This window comes from Alcaligenes nematophilus (assembly GCF_026344155.1).
GTDB classification, from domain to species: domain Bacteria; phylum Pseudomonadota; class Gammaproteobacteria; order Burkholderiales; family Burkholderiaceae_B; genus Alcaligenes; species Alcaligenes phenolicus.
Map to the genome: position 1 here is coordinate 268,469 of NZ_JAPKMZ010000006.1, position 14,965 is coordinate 283,433.

General features: G+C 55.8%; 14 protein-coding genes. 4 read left to right on the forward strand and 10 right to left on the reverse strand.

The window, feature by feature from the left end; all coding sequences use genetic code 11:
• Positions 1 to 14: 14 nt before the first annotated feature.
• Positions 15 to 551 (reverse strand): helix-turn-helix domain-containing protein, encoded by a 537-nt coding sequence (locus OSH04_RS16790; RefSeq protein WP_026483973.1) that lies wholly within the window; start codon positions 549 to 551, stop codon positions 15 to 17.
• A 360-nt stretch (positions 552 to 911) separates the two neighbouring features.
• Between OSH04_RS16790 and OSH04_RS16795 the strand changes: the two genes are divergently transcribed.
• The 3 genes from OSH04_RS16795 (at position 912) to OSH04_RS16805 (ending at position 4,143) form a co-directional block, all read left to right on the forward strand.
• On the forward strand, positions 912 to 1,826 hold the full coding sequence (locus OSH04_RS16795; protein WP_230940662.1) for a Rid family hydrolase: 915 nt from the start codon (positions 912 to 914) through the stop codon (positions 1,824 to 1,826).
• 43 nt (positions 1,827 to 1,869) lie between these two features.
• Positions 1,870 to 2,793, forward strand: a complete 924-nt coding sequence (locus tag OSH04_RS16800) for a dihydrodipicolinate synthase family protein (RefSeq protein ID WP_266108909.1) — start codon at positions 1,870 to 1,872, stop codon at positions 2,791 to 2,793.
• A 165-nt stretch (positions 2,794 to 2,958) separates the two neighbouring features.
• Positions 2,959 to 4,143, forward strand: a complete 1,185-nt coding sequence (locus OSH04_RS16805; protein WP_035269984.1) for a porin — start codon at positions 2,959 to 2,961, stop codon at positions 4,141 to 4,143.
• 246 nt (positions 4,144 to 4,389) lie between these two features.
• Here the strand turns inward: OSH04_RS16805 and OSH04_RS16810 are convergent, their stop codons facing one another.
• From OSH04_RS16810 to OSH04_RS16835, 6 genes are all read right to left on the reverse strand, one after another.
• Entirely contained in the window at positions 4,390 to 4,845 is a 456-nt protein-coding gene (locus OSH04_RS16810) for a GFA family protein (protein WP_266108910.1), read from the reverse strand.
• Between the two features lie 67 nt (positions 4,846 to 4,912).
• On the reverse strand, positions 4,913 to 5,203 hold the full coding sequence (locus OSH04_RS16815) for a helix-turn-helix domain-containing transcriptional regulator (protein WP_239054931.1): 291 nt from the start codon (positions 5,201 to 5,203) through the stop codon (positions 4,913 to 4,915).
• A gap of 181 nt (positions 5,204 to 5,384) precedes the next feature.
• Positions 5,385 to 6,215, reverse strand: a complete 831-nt coding sequence (locus tag OSH04_RS16820) for an alpha/beta hydrolase (protein WP_266108911.1) — start codon at positions 6,213 to 6,215, stop codon at positions 5,385 to 5,387.
• Positions 6,216 to 6,222: 7 nt separating this feature from the next.
• On the reverse strand, positions 6,223 to 7,257 hold the full coding sequence (locus OSH04_RS16825; RefSeq protein ID WP_266108912.1) for a TRAP transporter substrate-binding protein: 1,035 nt from the start codon (positions 7,255 to 7,257) through the stop codon (positions 6,223 to 6,225).
• 39 nt (positions 7,258 to 7,296) lie between these two features.
• Positions 7,297 to 8,586 (reverse strand): TRAP transporter large permease, encoded by a 1,290-nt coding sequence (locus OSH04_RS16830; RefSeq protein WP_266108913.1) that lies wholly within the window; start codon positions 8,584 to 8,586, stop codon positions 7,297 to 7,299.
• The gene (locus tag OSH04_RS16835) at positions 8,586 to 9,068 is read right to left on the reverse strand and encodes a TRAP transporter small permease (protein ID WP_196784084.1); all 483 of its coding nucleotides are present in this window, start codon (positions 9,066 to 9,068) and stop codon (positions 8,586 to 8,588) included. The genes OSH04_RS16830 and OSH04_RS16835 overlap by 1 nt, the downstream gene beginning before the upstream one ends.
• Before the next feature lie 478 nt (positions 9,069 to 9,546).
• Between OSH04_RS16835 and OSH04_RS16840 the strand changes: the two genes are divergently transcribed.
• The gene (locus tag OSH04_RS16840; RefSeq protein ID WP_125304012.1) at positions 9,547 to 10,014 is read left to right on the forward strand and encodes a GNAT family N-acetyltransferase; all 468 of its coding nucleotides are present in this window, start codon (positions 9,547 to 9,549) and stop codon (positions 10,012 to 10,014) included.
• 170 nt (positions 10,015 to 10,184) lie between these two features.
• Here OSH04_RS16840 and OSH04_RS16845 read toward each other — a convergent pair whose 3' ends face one another.
• The 3 genes from OSH04_RS16845 to dnaN all read right to left on the reverse strand — a co-directional run bounded on the left by OSH04_RS16845 (position 10,185) and on the right by dnaN (position 14,965).
• Positions 10,185 to 10,886 (reverse strand): pseudouridine synthase, encoded by a 702-nt coding sequence (locus tag OSH04_RS16845; RefSeq protein WP_060186789.1) that lies wholly within the window; start codon positions 10,884 to 10,886, stop codon positions 10,185 to 10,187.
• A 439-nt stretch (positions 10,887 to 11,325) separates the two neighbouring features.
• Positions 11,326 to 13,779 (reverse strand): DNA topoisomerase (ATP-hydrolyzing) subunit B, encoded by a 2,454-nt coding sequence (gyrB, locus tag OSH04_RS16850; protein WP_083055118.1) that lies wholly within the window; start codon positions 13,777 to 13,779, stop codon positions 11,326 to 11,328.
• A 76-nt stretch (positions 13,780 to 13,855) separates the two neighbouring features.
• Positions 13,856 to 14,965, reverse strand: coding sequence for a DNA polymerase III subunit beta (gene dnaN / locus OSH04_RS16855; protein ID WP_026483982.1), 1,110 nt, complete (start codon positions 14,963 to 14,965; stop codon positions 13,856 to 13,858).

Here is a 14,965-nt window from a genome sequence, read left to right on the forward strand (position 1 = left end):
CGTATCAAGACCAATCAGGGGACGGGCGGGGTAATCGACATGATGATTTCCGCTTCCTCCGTTCCCCGGTTCAGGTAACGGTGGCTTTGGCGTGCATCAAAGCTGATGTTCTCGCCAGCTTTGACGTCAAAACTTACCTTATCAATCTCTGCAGTAATGACACCCCGGACCACATACACACTTTCCAGGGACGGGTGCGACATATCGTCCATGGACTGTTGACCGACTTCGTAAACAGCCCGGAACACTTCCATCTCGCCATTGCCACGGGTGAGCCGTTCATAGACGACACCCCCACGCGGGCCACGCAACAACATGCGTTCACCAGGGCGGCTGATCCATACCGACGGCCCCTTGCTGGTATCCATGAACAAGGAAGACATGGATTCCCCAAAGATCCCGCTGAGCTTGCGCAGGGTCGTCAAACTGGGTGTGGTGACACCGCGTTCTACCTGACTGAGCAGCGTGGGCGAGAGCTTGACCATCTGACCCAACTCCCGCAGGGACAGACCCTTGGCCACGCGCAGCTCATGAAGTCGTTTGCCTATCATTCTGAAGTCCTATGTTCGTGTAGTTATGTGTAGCCGAACTTCACGAATTATAGGGTAAGAGAGGCAGCCTAATGGTGTGCAAATGCATGCTCCGAAACTGCACAAACCGTGCAGTTTCAGTGCTGAATTCTTCCAGACTTTACACGTGTGCACAAGCACTTTACACGTCACATCGATATAGACCTCACAGACACAAATCACAAGCCATTGTTTATAAACAATATTTTACCTAGGGAAAATACGTAGTCTGGTTTTTCAACAAAAAACTACAGGCCTAAAGTATTATTTAACCGTAAATTATGTGCAGTTTTATTGCACAATCTTGTATACAGCCCCCGTACGGGCATAAACGGAGACTTCATGACATCGCCTGTTTTGCCATTGGCTATTGAACAAATTGATCACGCCGCCTGGACCGTACCCGATCTGGATGCGGCCATTGCTTTTTATGAACGCCTGTTTGGTGCCCGCCAACTCTACCGTCTGGGGCCCATCAACAGCGCTGACCTGCCCCGTTCTGCGCAAGGCAAAGACTGGACCCACGCCCACCTGGACATACCCGATGCCAAGCTGGAACTGGCCTTTATGGTGCTGCCCAATGGCTTTCATATCGAGCTGTTTGCCTACGCACAACCTGCCAGCGACACCCAAAGAGCCCTGAAGTCCAACCATGTGGGTGCACATCACCTGGGTTTTCTGGTGGCCGATCTGGATCAGGCAGTTGCACAACTTGAACAGCACGGCTGCACAGTATTGGACCGCATCGCCTTTGATTCTGGCCCGACCGCCGGGGCTCAATTCCAGTACTTCACCGACCCCTGGGGCAATATTTTTGAGCTGGTCCAGCGCAGCCAACCACTGAACGCCCCCCAGGGCCGTGAATGCGTGAATCCGGCATCGCTCTACAACAGCACCAACTTCGGTTTTTCCCACGCTGTCGTACAGGACAACAGCCGCACCGTGCATCTGGCCGGGCAAGTCGCCTGGAATGGTGAAGGGCAGTTAGTGGGTGCAGGCGATCGCATCGCACAAACCCGCCAGGCTTTGCAGAACCTGAAAACCGTCCTGAAAGAAGCCGGTGCCAGCCCGCGCGATGTCGTGCGTTTGCGCACCTACCTGGTCGGCCACACACCTGAAGAGCTGGGCCCCATCTGCGCGCTGATCAACGAGTTTTACGAAGGGGCCGAACCGGCTGCCAACACCTTGCTGGGAGTAGCCAATCTGGCACTGCCAGACATGCTGGTCGAGATCGAAGCCACGGCACGTCTGCCCTGAGCCAGAGGCCTCCTCTTTTCTTCAACCCATACAAGTGACACACATGAGCAAGAAACACCGGGTGAACTGGAAGGGCTATATCCCGACCATCATCACCCCTTTTGATGAAGCACGACAGCTGGATGTACCGGCACTGCACAGCATGCTGGAATGGCTGCATGCCGAAGGCATGCACGGTCTGTTTATAGGCGGCACCACCAGTGAATGGACCAGCCTGTCCAACCAGGAACGGGTAGACTTGTTCCGCGCCAGTGCCGACGCCATGCGCGGCAAGCTGCCTTTGCTGGCGGGCTGTACCGGCTACACACCCGCCGAAGTAGTCGCTCTTGCTCAGCAAGCCCAGGCACTGGGCTATGAAGGGGTCGTGATTGCACCGCCCCCCTATGTACGCCCCAATGACAAGGAAATACTGGCCTTTTACCAGCAGATCGCCAAAGAAATCACCCTGCCTATCGTGATTTACAACTGGCCTGCCGGGACCGGAATCGATTTGTCGGTGGATTTGCTGGAGCAACTGAGCGATATCGATGGTGTCGTCGGCATCAAGCAATCCAGCCCCAGCATTGAGCAATTCATCAAGACACTGTTCCGCCTGAAAGACAAAGTACGTGTGTACGGCTTTCGCATGGATGAGCACGGCCTGTCCTTGCTGCAAAGTGTGGACGGCGACGGCACGATTGGCGCAGGCGGTGTGCTTGGCCGTTATCAACCCGATTTTTACAACCACATCTGGCGCGGCGATATAGACGCCGCCCGCGCCTGCGGCCAGAAAGACATACAGATTCTGCAACGCTGGTACACCCCTGAGCTGATCGGCCGCTACGGCTCCTCGCCCTCGGTGCTGAAAGTTGCATTCAAGATGCGCGGCGTACCCGTGCAGCCCTATGTACGCCGCCCCATTCTGGAGGTCGAGGACACCGAGATAGACGTCATACGCCAAACTTTGGTCGATCTTGAACTGATCTAAGACCCCTGCCGCGAGTACCGCCGGTACTCGCCCCACACCCCCTTCGCTGGTACACGGCGCAGGCACTTTGCCCTGCCTGCTTTGTTGCGCCTGTTTCTTGCTGCATCACTTGCGGTAGGGGGATTGCTGCACGCTTTTTTTATCTACCACGAAGGAGAAGAGGAATTGAAAACAAGAAATAAAACCGCGGTCAGTACGGCCCTGTTTTTACTGATGGCCAGCTCGGCAGCCCACGCATCCATCACCCTGTACGGGATTCTGGACACGGGTGTTGGTTACGACATGAACAAAGGCAATAGCAGCTACAGCCGGGACCGAACCGATGCTACCGAGTTCAAGACCTCGCGTCTGGGCCCCAACAGCGGGGTGCACTTTGGCAGCCGCTGGGGTATCCGTGGCACGGAAGATCTGGGCAACGGGCTGCAAGCCAAGTTTGTGCTGGAAAGCGGCTTTGATGTGCCTACCGGCAAGTCCATTCAGGGTGGTCGCCTGTTTGGCCGCCAGGCCACACTGGGTCTGGCAGGCGAGGACTGGGGTCAGGTGGATTTCGGTCTGAAGAACAATATGCCTACCGAATACTTCAGCATGGCTCACCCCTTGGGTGGCGGTGGTGGAATTGTAGGCTTTGGATCGACCTTCAGCGTGGCCAACACGGTGCGTTATGACAACCAGATTCAATACCAATCGCCCACGCTGAACGGCTTCCAGTTCGGTATTGGCTATTCCTTCAACATCAACGGGCAGCAGCACTGGGATAGCGAGCGCCCGGATGGCACCAACAGCAAGGACAACAACATCCGTGCAGTGACCACCGGCCTGCGCTACAACAACGGCCCCTTGAGTGCCGCTCTGGTCTACGACCAACTGCACATCAATAAACAGTCTGCCAGCGGCGCACGTCCTGCCGCCGACTCTACCCGTGTCAGCGCCTGGGCGGGGGCGGCCAGCTACGACTTTGATGTGGTCAAAGTATTTGCCGGCATCGGCCAGACTCGCGACGGCCTGTTCGCCACCCAGGTCTTTGGCCTGAGCAACGTCACCAACCCGCTGCCTTCCTTTGCAGCAGTGCCAGGCCTGCGTATCAACTCCTACTCTTTTGGTGTGACCACACCATTGGCAGGCGGTCGCTTCTCGCTGGGCTGGAACATGGCTGATCCACGCAACTTGCCAGAGAGCATTACCGGCCCCAATGCGCAAACCAAACGTCAGCATGTGTACTCGGTGGGTTACCAGTACGACCTGTCCAAGCGCACCATGGTGTACGTGTACGGCGGCTATGCACAGAACCTGACCTTCCTGCCAGACGCACGTGCTACGCAGCTGTACGTGGCCTTCAACCACAAGTTCTAAAGCAGGATGCCCCTTCGGGGGCCACTCCCTGACTCGCTGTACTGTTCTTCCGTAGATACGCGATTCTGTTCCGCGCTATCTGTTTTTATACGCCCCTGTACGTAAGTCGTCAGGGGCGTTTTTTTACCACCTGGCCGTCTCAAGACTCGGTGCCCCATGTAAAAGCGCCCCTCGAGGGGGCTGCAAGCCGAAGGTACAGCTTGGGGGTATTTCTTATTGGTCGCAGCACAAAGCAGGCACGCAACGTCAGTCGTCCTGCGCCTGGGGATTTGCCTGATAACGCAACCAGCCAGCAATCACACTGCCACCGCCCGGACGATCCCTGGGATGACTACGGCCTTCATTAACCGGTACTTCTTCAAAGTCGAAGGGGCTCATGCCCTCAATACAGGCTACGTTCACTCCATACTGCTCCGGGTTGGAACGGCGCTGATGGAAGGTATAAATCCCGCAATGCGAACAGAAATAATGCCGGGCCTGCCCGGTGTTGAACTGATAAAGCATCAGTGCATCCTGCCCTTGCTCCACCTGAATATCGGCCAGGTTAGCCGACACCGCCACCGCGCCACGCATGCGGCAATAGGAGCAATTGCAACGGCGCGCCGAACGCAGACCATCGGTCAGCTTCACATTGAAACGAACGGCTCCGCAATGGCAGGCCGCTTTATGCACAGGGCGAGTATCAGGGGTGTTTTCAGTCATGAATGGCTTTGAATCACAATAAGTCCAGGGCGGGAAATGTCATGCTAAATCATGATCCGCCAGAAGCCTACAAAGGCTGCACCGCAAGACGCAGGCCCATTGCCTTCAAAATGGCCGTCAGGCTGCTCAAGGCCGGATTCCCCTTGGGGGACAAGGTCCTGTAAAGCTGCGTCGGATTTAACTGCGCCTGCTCGGCAACTGCCTGCACACCACCAAAAACCTGTGCCAATTGACGCAACACGATCAGGAGTTCGGCCTGATCCCCGTCCTCCAAAATCTGATTGATAGTCTCTAATGCCAAGGCCGGATCACTGCGATACAGATCGGCCATAGCCTCATCATGTGATCTGCTTCTCATGGTCTTTTCTCTCCTGCCAGTCCTGCCAATAAATAAGCGCCCCATGCGGTCTTTCTGCGTTAATTTTCGTTTAAAGACGAATTATTAACAATGAACAAAGTTAAAGAGAATCAAGCAGGCACAAAAAAACCGGGCCAAAGGCCCGGTAAAAGTGGTGTGTCTAATGAAAGACAGAGATAACTCAATTCCTTGCCAGCGCAACCAGACGCGCTGACAGTACGGATTCTTTATCGGCCAAGGCCGCGATCACGTTGTAGTGATTTGTTCCCGGCAGGCTGCGGTACACCGCATCCACTCCTTGCCTGGACCAGGCCTTGGCCAGTTCCTGGCTTTGACGATGAAATTCCGAGGTTTCGTCACCGCCTACCCAGGCCTCGAAAGGCTGCCCATTGGCAGGGGCAGGCCAGAACAAGGGGCTGGAGGCTCGGGCGGTATCGGCATTGAGCTGCAAGGCATCATTGATGCCGATATGCGTCAGCGGTTCCAGGTCATACAAGCCGGACAAACCCAGGCCCGCCTGCAACATGTCGTGGGGCAGGTCCGGTGCAAAACCGGGCCAATCCGTAGCCAGCAGGCAAGCTGCCAAGTGGCCCCCTGCCGAGTGTCCTGCCACCACGATCGGACGCTTGAAACGTCGCCAGACCGTTGCGCAAGCCAGGCGCAGCTCATCAATGATCTTCGCCACGCTCGCCTGCGGGCACAAGGTATAGGTGGGCAATACCGTAATCAGGCCGTTATCCACGCTGCCTTGTGCCAGATGGCTGAAACGACGCTGATCCATGGACTGCCAATAGCCACCATGAATGAACATCAGCACTGCCGTATCCGGGCGTTCCACAGCCGGAAAGTGGATGTCCATGACATTACGCGTTTCCGGGCCGTAAGGCTGATTGGCTTCATGACGCGAACCAGCCCGAAACTGCTCGGCCAACCCCGGCCACGAGGCCACAATCTCCTTGTGATCGGGCACATGCCAACTGGCGTTGTATTCACTTTCCAGATGCTGTGTCATGACGGGCTTAGTCCTTGGGAACGCCCAATTCAGCAGCCACGCGATCCAGCTCGGCACGGTAGAAGTTCAGCGCTTCCTGAGCCTCCACACCCTTGGCTTCGCTCAACCATTGCTGCTCAATCACCGCCAGCTTGGTCTTCATGGCTTCCAGCTGCTCGCCTTCAATACGGTGCACCTTGATGCCTTCAGCGCTCAAGCGATCAAAAGCCGCCATATTGTTCTTTTGCCAGATACCCGAGAAACGCTTGACCAGTACTTCACCCGACAAGGCATCAATCGCGGCACGGTCGGCCTCGCTGATACGCTGCCAGCTGCGCTCGTTCACCACCATGAACTGGCTGGAAGCGGAGAAGCCACCGGGCAGGACGAACAGATTCGGCATGAAGCGCGCCAGATTGAAGTCGATCACCGTGGTGTAGTTCTGGAACATGCCATCAATAATGCCGCGCGAAATCTGGTCATAGGCTTCGGTCAGCGTCGAGGAAATCGACACCAGCCCCAGCAACTTGGCGATACGCTCCACCAGCACGCCGGGAATACGGATCTTGGTGCCATCCAGCTTGTCCAGGCTGTCTACCTTGGCAGCGGTCCACAACTGGTACGAGCCAGGAACCCACGCGCCCAGCAACTTGGTACCGGCGTGCTCGTTCTTGCCCATGAAGTACTTCTGGTAGGTGCGCCAGTAGGCCAGCGAATTCACCTGAGCGTTCTCAGCCGTCATGGGCAGCTCCGCCATTTCCGTCAGCTTGAAGCGCTCCGGTGTATAGGAGTGCACACCAATTGTCATGTCCGCCACGCCATTGCGCACCAGATCGTAGTGCGAAGCAGGGGTGCCCAGGGGCGGCAGAACCTGAATCTTCACCCGTCCTTCCGTGGCCTGTTCCACATCCTTGGCCCAGGGATTCAACATCTCGGTCACCATGGGATGGGTGGGTGGCAGCCAGTTGGAAAAACGCAGCGTGACGTTTTGTGCCTGCACGCTGGTGCTGGCTGCCAGGGCGACTGCCGCTACCCCCACCCATTTGCTAACTTGCTTAATCATGCTTATTCCTTCGAGAAAATCAGATTCAATAAAAATGGCTTACATCAATGAGGGCAGAAACAAAGCAATGCCGGGAATGCCAATCAAGAGCGCCAGGCGCAGCAGATCAGCAAAGACAAAATAGATAACGCCGCGGTAAATAGTGCTGAGCGACATGGACGGCACCACGGAATTGAGTACAAACACGTTCATCCCCAAGGGCGGTGTGATCAGGCCCACTTCAATCAAGGTCACTACCAGAATGCCGAACCAGATCGGGTCCAGGCCCTGGTTGATGATTAGCGGGTAAACAATGGGCAAGGTCAGCAAGAGCATGGACATGCCTTCCAGCATGCAGCCCAGGACCAGGTACAGCACCACAATGCCCAGCAAAATGCCCCAGCCCGGCAAGTCCCATTGCTGAACCGCATCGGACAACAGGGCGGTAAAGCCGGCCACGTTCACAAAGGTGGTGAAGATCTGTGCCCCCACCATAATCACGAAGATGGCGGCACTGGTCATGGCGGTTTCACGCAAGGCACCCATCAAGCTCTGCCAGGAGAACTTGCGACGCCAGATCATGATGAGCAGGGCACCGACCGCACCAATACCGGCCGCTTCAGTCGGCGTGAACAAGTTGCCATAAATCCCGCCAATCACCAGCAGGAACAGCAGCAAGACCGAACCCACACTCTTCAAGCCGCGGACACGTTCCATCCAGGAGCTGCGCTCGCCCGCGCCAGCCAGGCCGGGTGTCATGCGAGTGGCCACCATAACCGCGCCTATGTACAGCACCATGCCCAGGATGCCCGGCAATACAGCCGCAATGAACAGCTTGCCGATGTCATTGCTGGTCAGCACGCCATAGACAATCAGGGGCACGCTGGGCGGGATCATGGCACCCAGGGTGCCGGCCGAGGCAATAGCGCCGCCTGCCAGGGAATCGGCATAGCCATAGCGCTTCATGGAGGGATAGGCGACGCGAGCCATGGTGGCCGTCGTCGCAAAGCAGGAGCCGCATACGGCCGAGAACATACCGCCCGACAGCACCGTTGCAATGGCCAGACCGCCACGACGATGGCCTACAAAGCGATAAGCCAGATCGAACAGATCTTTAGAGACATCCGCCCGTGTCACCAGATTGCCCATCAGGATGAACAGCGGGATGACGGACAAGTTGTAGTTGTGAACCAGACGATAAGAGGTTTCTGCGGCCATATAGGCAGCCGGCCCCCAATCGACCACGTAAGCAAAGCCACCAATACCAACCAGAGCCATCGCCACAGCGATGGGTACTTCCAGAATCATGAGCACGATCAGGATGATCATGCCAGTGACAACGACAGTCATTATTTTTCCTCAGCGAGCTCGTCACTGTCGGCACTGAACAGTGCGGCCAGCGTGGATAGGGCGCACATTGCCGCTGCAAAATAGGCAAAAGGCGCCAGGGGCAGGTCCGCAAAAACCGCGCGCGAATTGGTCTGTGCAAACTGCACACCCAGGGCCCACAGGTGGTAAGCCAGAAAGGCCATCAGCACACCTGTCGCCACGCGACTGCACCAGCGCAACAGACCTTGCACCAGCACGTTCTTGCCCACCAGAGAGCGCAGCAAGGACACTTTGACGTGCTTGCCACTCAAGGTGACAAAGGGCAGGGCGGCAAACACCATCACCCCGACCAGCACCTCGGTTAATTCAAAAGCGCCAGACAGCGGCCGCACGAAGCTGCGCATCATGACATCGGCAAAGGCCACCGCCATCAAGGCCAGAATGGCCAGTGCGGACAGCCCGAACATCCAACTACAAACATGACGCAAGAAACGGGTCTGCATCAATCTCCTCCCCTCTATAGGCATTGCGTGTAAATTTCAGTGCCTCGTGTAAATTTCGTGCATTAAATGTACACAAAATTTGCCCAAAAACAGTGTGATATTACTTTAAACCTCTAGTTTTTTGAAAAAAATAAGCTTGGGGTTTTCCATTAAATATTTATAAGAAACCTGAATAAACAAGGGTTTCAGAGCCTCATTATGAAACCCGGGCAAAGAGCTTGCAGGAAAAAAACGGTCGTAAAGTACGTGCACAAATACTTTACAAAAACAGGGATAAATGTACAGAAGCGGCTCTCAGGGGGAAAAGGTGTACAGGGAACGAAGCCGGACCCAAGCTTCAGGCCTGCATGAAAGCGGATTACCCCTTGTTATTGAAGGGATATTCTGAACAGAAGATTTGCCTCCTCCCCGTGCCCGGCCTACCATCAAGACGCTTCTGTTTTCGCTTCCGCTTTATTACTGACCAAGAGCCCCAACCATGCCCACCCTACGTCCCGCCCAACTTGCTGACATTGGCACGATTGGAGATATGTACGCCGAGCTATTCGCCCACATGCATCATTTGCAGCCGCACTACTACCTGCAAGCACGGCAGGACGAGGGCTTTATCCAGTCCATGATCGAGTCGGACCAGGCAGCCTTGTTTGTGGCCGAGAAGGACGATCAGGCGCTGGGTTTTATTATTGTTCAGCAGCAAAAGACCCCACCGTACAACTGCATCACGCCGCATGACTTTGCCTATGTGATTGATCTTGTCGTGACGGAATCGGCACGAGGCATGGGACTGGGCAAACTGCTGATGCAGACCGCCCAGGAGTGGGCACACGTGCGTGGACTGGACTACATCGAGCTGGGAGTCTTGAGCAATAATCGGGGTGCTATCGCTCTGTATGAGCAACTGGGTTATGAACACAACACCAGCATCATGCGCAAGGCGCTTAAATAAGGCAGGACACCGCGCCACCAGCCACTTTGACAATTGATGCAGGCACAAAAAAGCGCTCAAACAGAATGTGTTTGAGCGCTTTTTTTGACTGGTTTCCCAATGTCAGGACATCAAAGCCTTGGGCTTGATACACCTTTGACTTATCAAATCCAGAACCAAGGGCCAGGAGTTCAGCCTTCTTCTACAAACTGCTGCACCTCGGCAGGCGTTAAGTAGCGCGACTCGCCTGGCTCCAGGCTGTCGTCCAGGGACAGAGAGCCAATACGCTCGCGATGCAAGGTCTGAACCAGATTCCCCAGGGAAGCAAACATACGCTTCACCTGATGGTATTTCCCTTCCTGGATGGTTAGCCTTGCGGTACGTTCATCAATGCGTTCCAGCACGGCTGGCAGCGTCGGCTTGTCCTCGCCATTCAACAAGATACCGGCCTTGAACAGTTCTTCTGCATTATCAGGCAAAGGCTCTGCCAAGGTCGCCACGTAGACCTTATCGCATTGATGGCGGGGCGAGATAATACGATGCGTCCACTGGCCATCATCCGTAATCAAAATCAGCCCGGTGGTATCCACATCCAATCGACCGACGGTGTGCAAGCGCTCACGCTTATCCACATCGATCAGCATCATCACGGACGGGTAAGCACTATTTTTAAGGCTGCACTCGTAACCAGCGGGCTTATTGAGCATGATGTAACGCAGGCCAATCAGGGCAAGCGGCTCATCATCCCAGCACACTACATCACCCTCTTGTACAACGTGTGTGCCTTTGGTCACTACCTCGCCATTGACGGTGATTTCTCCGCTTTTAAGCACTTTACGCGCGTCTGAGCGACTCAGATCCGTGCTCTCACCAAGAAACTTGTCCAGTCGCATTCCATTTCCAAACAAAGAATTATTGAATAATTTACAGCGTCTTTACGATCGATCAAGAGGCCTTGCAAGGCCAACGCCAGTTGCCACCATCAGATCCCACGACCCTTCTTTTAGTTCGTTCTGAAGCAGGGTGTATCACTGCAAGTAGACCACATCAGCTTGATTCCGCGCCTTTCCATTCCTGGCGCGTGACGCCATTGCCACCAACCCACCAGGCAATTGATCAGTCCGTGTCTACTGACAAAAATTAATTGAGCCTGCCCAAAGACGCTGAATCTTTAAGACTCAGAGCTCATCAGTCATCACCAAAAAAATGAGCCCCAGCAGGAACGCCGGAGCCCATTTTTCTTATCCGCATCACTGCGAGGTTTTTCACAAATTTCTGAGATCAGTTTTCATCAAACCGAACAGCTTTCAGGAACTGTGAACACCGACAGCCTTAAATATCCAGGTTCCCCGCCTGCAAGGCATGGGATTCGATAAAGGCACGACGTGGCTCAACGTGATCACCCATCAGCGTGGTGAAGATCTGATCCGCATCGATAGCATCAGCAATCTGCACACGCAGCAAACGACGTACAGTGGGGTCCATGGTCGTTTCCCACAGCTGGCTGGGGTTCATCTCACCCAGACCTTTGTAGCGCTGCTTGCTAAGCCCGCGTTCGGCTTCGGTCAACAGCCATTGCATGACTTCACGGAAGTCATCCACGGCGGTTTCACGACGCTTCTCGCCTTCACCACGAGCCACCATGGCGCCATCACCGATCAGACCGGCAAAGGTCTCGCCAGCGCGGGCCAGAGTTTGGTGATCGCCACCACGCACGAAGTTGCGGTCAAACACCGTGACACGGATGTTGCCATGGTGCAGACGCTGCACCACCACACGCCAGGATTCGCTCCCTTCATCAAAGGCGGCAAAGACTTTGACGACGGTGGGGGCAGCTTCGTCGAACAGGGCCTTCTCCAAATCCTTAGCAGTTTGTTCGGCGGCTTCCTGTGTATCCAAGTTCAACTTCACGCCTTCAGCCAATGCTGACAGGGCATCACCGTCCATATGACGCGACAGGCGCTCAATCACGGCCTTGGCCTTCACGTAGCGATGAGCGTAGTCGGACAAGGCTTCGCCTGTGATGGGAGCTGCACCTTCAGCTGGCGTCAGCACTGCATCGCGCAGGGCCAGCTTCAACATGAATTCCGCTTCCTCGGCCTCGTCCTTCAGGTACATCTCTTCACGCCCAACCTTGACCTTGAACAAGGGCGGCTGCGCGATGTACACATAGCCACGCTCGATCAGCTCGGGCATCTGACGGTACAGCAGTGTCAGCAGCAGGGTACGAATGTGAGCACCGTCCACGTCCGCGTCAGTCATGATGATGATGCGGTGGTAACGCAGCTTGTCAATATCAAAGTCCGGGCCGATGCTGGTACCCAGGGCGGTGATCAGGGTGGTGATCTGCTCGCTGGAAATCAGACGATCGAAACGGGCTTTTTCTACGTTCAGCACCTTGCCGCGCAACGGCAGAATGGCCTGGAATTTACGGTCCCGGCCTTGCTTGGCCGAGCCGCCTGCGGAGTCACCCTCCACAATGTACAGTTCGCACAAGGCGGGATCTTTTTCCTGGCAGTCGGCCAGCTTGCCGGGCAGGCCAGCGCCTTCCAGCACGCTCTTGCGACGGGTCATTTCGCGGGCTTTACGGGCCGCTTCACGGGCACGGGCTGCTTCCACGATCTTGCCGCACAAGGCCTTGGCGTCGTTCGGATTTTCCAACAGCCAAGTTTCCAGGGTGCGGGCAACGGCTTCTTCCACGGCGGGACGCACTTCGCTGGACACCAGCTTGTCTTTGGTCTGGCTGCTGAACTTGGGCTCGGGCACCTTCACCGACAGCACGCAGACCAGGCCTTCGCGCATGTCGTCGCCGGAGGTGTCGACCTTGGCTTTCTTGGCCAGTTCGTTGTCGGCAATGTACTTGTTCAGCACGCGGGTCATGGCCGCACGCAGACCGGTCAGGTGGGAACCACCGTCGCGCTGGGGAATATTGTTAGTGAAACACAGCACGGTTTCGGCGTAGCTGTCGTTCCACTGCATGGCCACTTCAACCGATACTGGCGTACCACCGGCATTGGACTCGGTTGCGACGCTGAACACGTTAGGGTGCAGCGGGGTCTTGTTGCGGTTGATGAAGTCCACAAAGCCTTTGACGCCGCCCAGGAAGGCAAAGTCTTCTTCCTTGCCCTGAATCTCGTCAACCAGGCGAATCTTCACGCCATTGTTCAGGAAGGACAGCTCGCGCAGGCGCTTGGCCAGGATCTCGTGGTGGTATTCGATATTGCTGAAAATTTCCACGTCGGCCAGGTAACGCACGCAGGTACCCGTGCGGCCTTCTGCAGGACCGGTCACCGCCAGGGGCGCAGTGCGCTCGCCACGGCGGAACTCGACCTGGTGTTCGTTGCCATTGCGCCAGATGGTCAGCAACAGCCATTCGGACAGGGCGTTCACACAAGACACACCCACACCGTGCAAACCGCCAGATACCTTGTAGGAGTTCTGGTCGAATTTACCGCCGGCGTGCAGTTCGGTCATGACGATTTCAGCGGCGCTGCGCTGGTGTTCGTCGTCCTTGTGGATATCGGTTGGAATACCGCGGCCGTTATCGCACACCGAAATGCTGTTGTCGGAGTGGATGGTGACGACGATATCGTCGCAATGACCGGCCAAGGCCTCATCAATCGCGTTATCCACCACCTCGAAAACCATGTGGTGCAGGCCGGTGCCATCGGAGGTGTCCCCGATGTACATGCCTGGACGCTTGCGCACGGCCTCCAGGCCTTTGAGCATTTTGATGGAATCAGCGCCGTAATCGGCTGGCTGGGTGGTCGTGGTTTGATCGGTCATAGCATAAAACCTTGTAATAGCCTGTCTGCTTCAAGCGGGTATGGCCCGGCGGGCCATACCGGTCAAACATGCTGCATTAAATGCGCATCGGCATGACCACGTACTTGAAGTCTTCTTGCTCGGGCAGCGTCATCAACACAGAGGCGTTGGCATCGGGCTGCACAGACCAGCGGACTGTTTCGTCCTTGATGCTGGCCAACACATCGAGCAGGTAGCTGACGTTAAAGCCAACGTCCAGACTTTCGTGTTCATAATCAATATCCAGCTCTTCGACGGCTTCTTCCTGTTCAGCGTTGGAAGCAGAAATCTTCAGCTGGTTTTGCGACAGTTGCAGTCGCACGCCACGCAGTTTGTCGGTGGTCAGAATGGCAGCACGTTGCAAACTGCCTTGCAGCACTTCACGGCTGACATCGAAGTGGCGGGTGTAGTTGGAAGGAATCACACGAGCAAAGTCGGGGAATTTGCCTTCAACCAGTTTGGAGACCAACTCCACATCGCCAAAGCGGAAACGAATCTGACGGCTGGACACATCAATGTTGACCAGATCGTCGGTATCGCCCAGCAAACGCTGCATTTCCAGCACCGTCTTGCGCGGCACGATGATGTCGTGACGTTCCTGCACGCCGTCAATTGCGGTGGCATTATGAGCCAGACGGTGACCGTCCGTGGTAACCGTACGTACCAGGCCGGGTTCAAACACCAGCAACATACCGTTCAGGTAGTAGCGAATGTCTTGCTGCGCCATGGCAAAGTGCACCGTATTGAACAGGTGCTTCAAAGTGCGCTGGGGCATGCTCAAGGACACGTCCCACTGCTCTGGCATGTTCAGCACTGGAAAATCAGCGGCTTCCAGAGTCTGCAACTGAAAGCGGCTCTTGCCGGACTGGATGGTCAGCTTGCCGCTGTCCAGGCCCAGGCGCACATCGCCAAAGTCGGGCAGGGCTTTCAGAATGTCCAGCAGCTTGCGGGCCGCCACCGTGGTGGCTGCATTGTCCTCACCCACGCCAAAATCGGCATTGGTGGTGATCTGCACTTCCAGGTCGGTTGCCAGGAAAGAGACATCAGAGCCGTTTTTACGCAGCAGGATGTTGGCCAGAATCGGCAAAGTATGGCGGCGCTCCACAATGCCAACTACTGTGGATAAGGGCTTTAGCAATGCGTCGCGGGTAGCTTGAACGAGTTGCAT

Excerpts from the sequence above, each read along its gene's own strand:
- OSH04_RS16820 (WP_266108911.1), bottom strand. The coding sequence starts at position 6,215 with ATGACACAGCATCTGGAAAGTGAATACAACGCCAGTTGGCATGTGCCC.
- OSH04_RS16830 (WP_266108913.1), bottom strand. The coding sequence starts at position 8,586 with ATGACTGTCGTTGTCACTGGCATGATCATCCTGATCGTGCTCATGATT.
- OSH04_RS16790 (WP_026483973.1), bottom strand. The coding sequence starts at position 551 with ATGATAGGCAAACGACTTCATGAGCTGCGCGTGGCCAAGGGTCTGTCC.
- OSH04_RS16835 (WP_196784084.1), bottom strand. The coding sequence starts at position 9,068 with ATGCAGACCCGTTTCTTGCGTCATGTTTGTAGTTGGATGTTCGGGCTG.
- OSH04_RS16845 (WP_060186789.1), bottom strand. The coding sequence starts at position 10,886 with ATGCGACTGGACAAGTTTCTTGGTGAGAGCACGGATCTGAGTCGCTCA.
- OSH04_RS16800 (WP_266108909.1), top strand. The coding sequence starts at position 1,870 with ATGAGCAAGAAACACCGGGTGAACTGGAAGGGCTATATCCCGACCATC.
- OSH04_RS16815 (WP_239054931.1), bottom strand. The coding sequence starts at position 5,203 with ATGAGAAGCAGATCACATGATGAGGCTATGGCCGATCTGTATCGCAGT.
- OSH04_RS16795 (WP_230940662.1), top strand. The coding sequence starts at position 912 with ATGACATCGCCTGTTTTGCCATTGGCTATTGAACAAATTGATCACGCC.
- gyrB (WP_083055118.1), bottom strand. The coding sequence starts at position 13,779 with ATGACCGATCAAACCACGACCACCCAGCCAGCCGATTACGGCGCTGAT.
- dnaN (WP_026483982.1), bottom strand. The coding sequence starts at position 14,965 with ATGCAACTCGTTCAAGCTACCCGCGACGCATTGCTAAAGCCCTTATCC.
- OSH04_RS16810 (WP_266108910.1), bottom strand. The coding sequence starts at position 4,845 with ATGACTGAAAACACCCCTGATACTCGCCCTGTGCATAAAGCGGCCTGC.
- OSH04_RS16825 (WP_266108912.1), bottom strand. The coding sequence starts at position 7,257 with ATGATTAAGCAAGTTAGCAAATGGGTGGGGGTAGCGGCAGTCGCCCTG.
- OSH04_RS16840 (WP_125304012.1), top strand. The coding sequence starts at position 9,547 with ATGCCCACCCTACGTCCCGCCCAACTTGCTGACATTGGCACGATTGGA.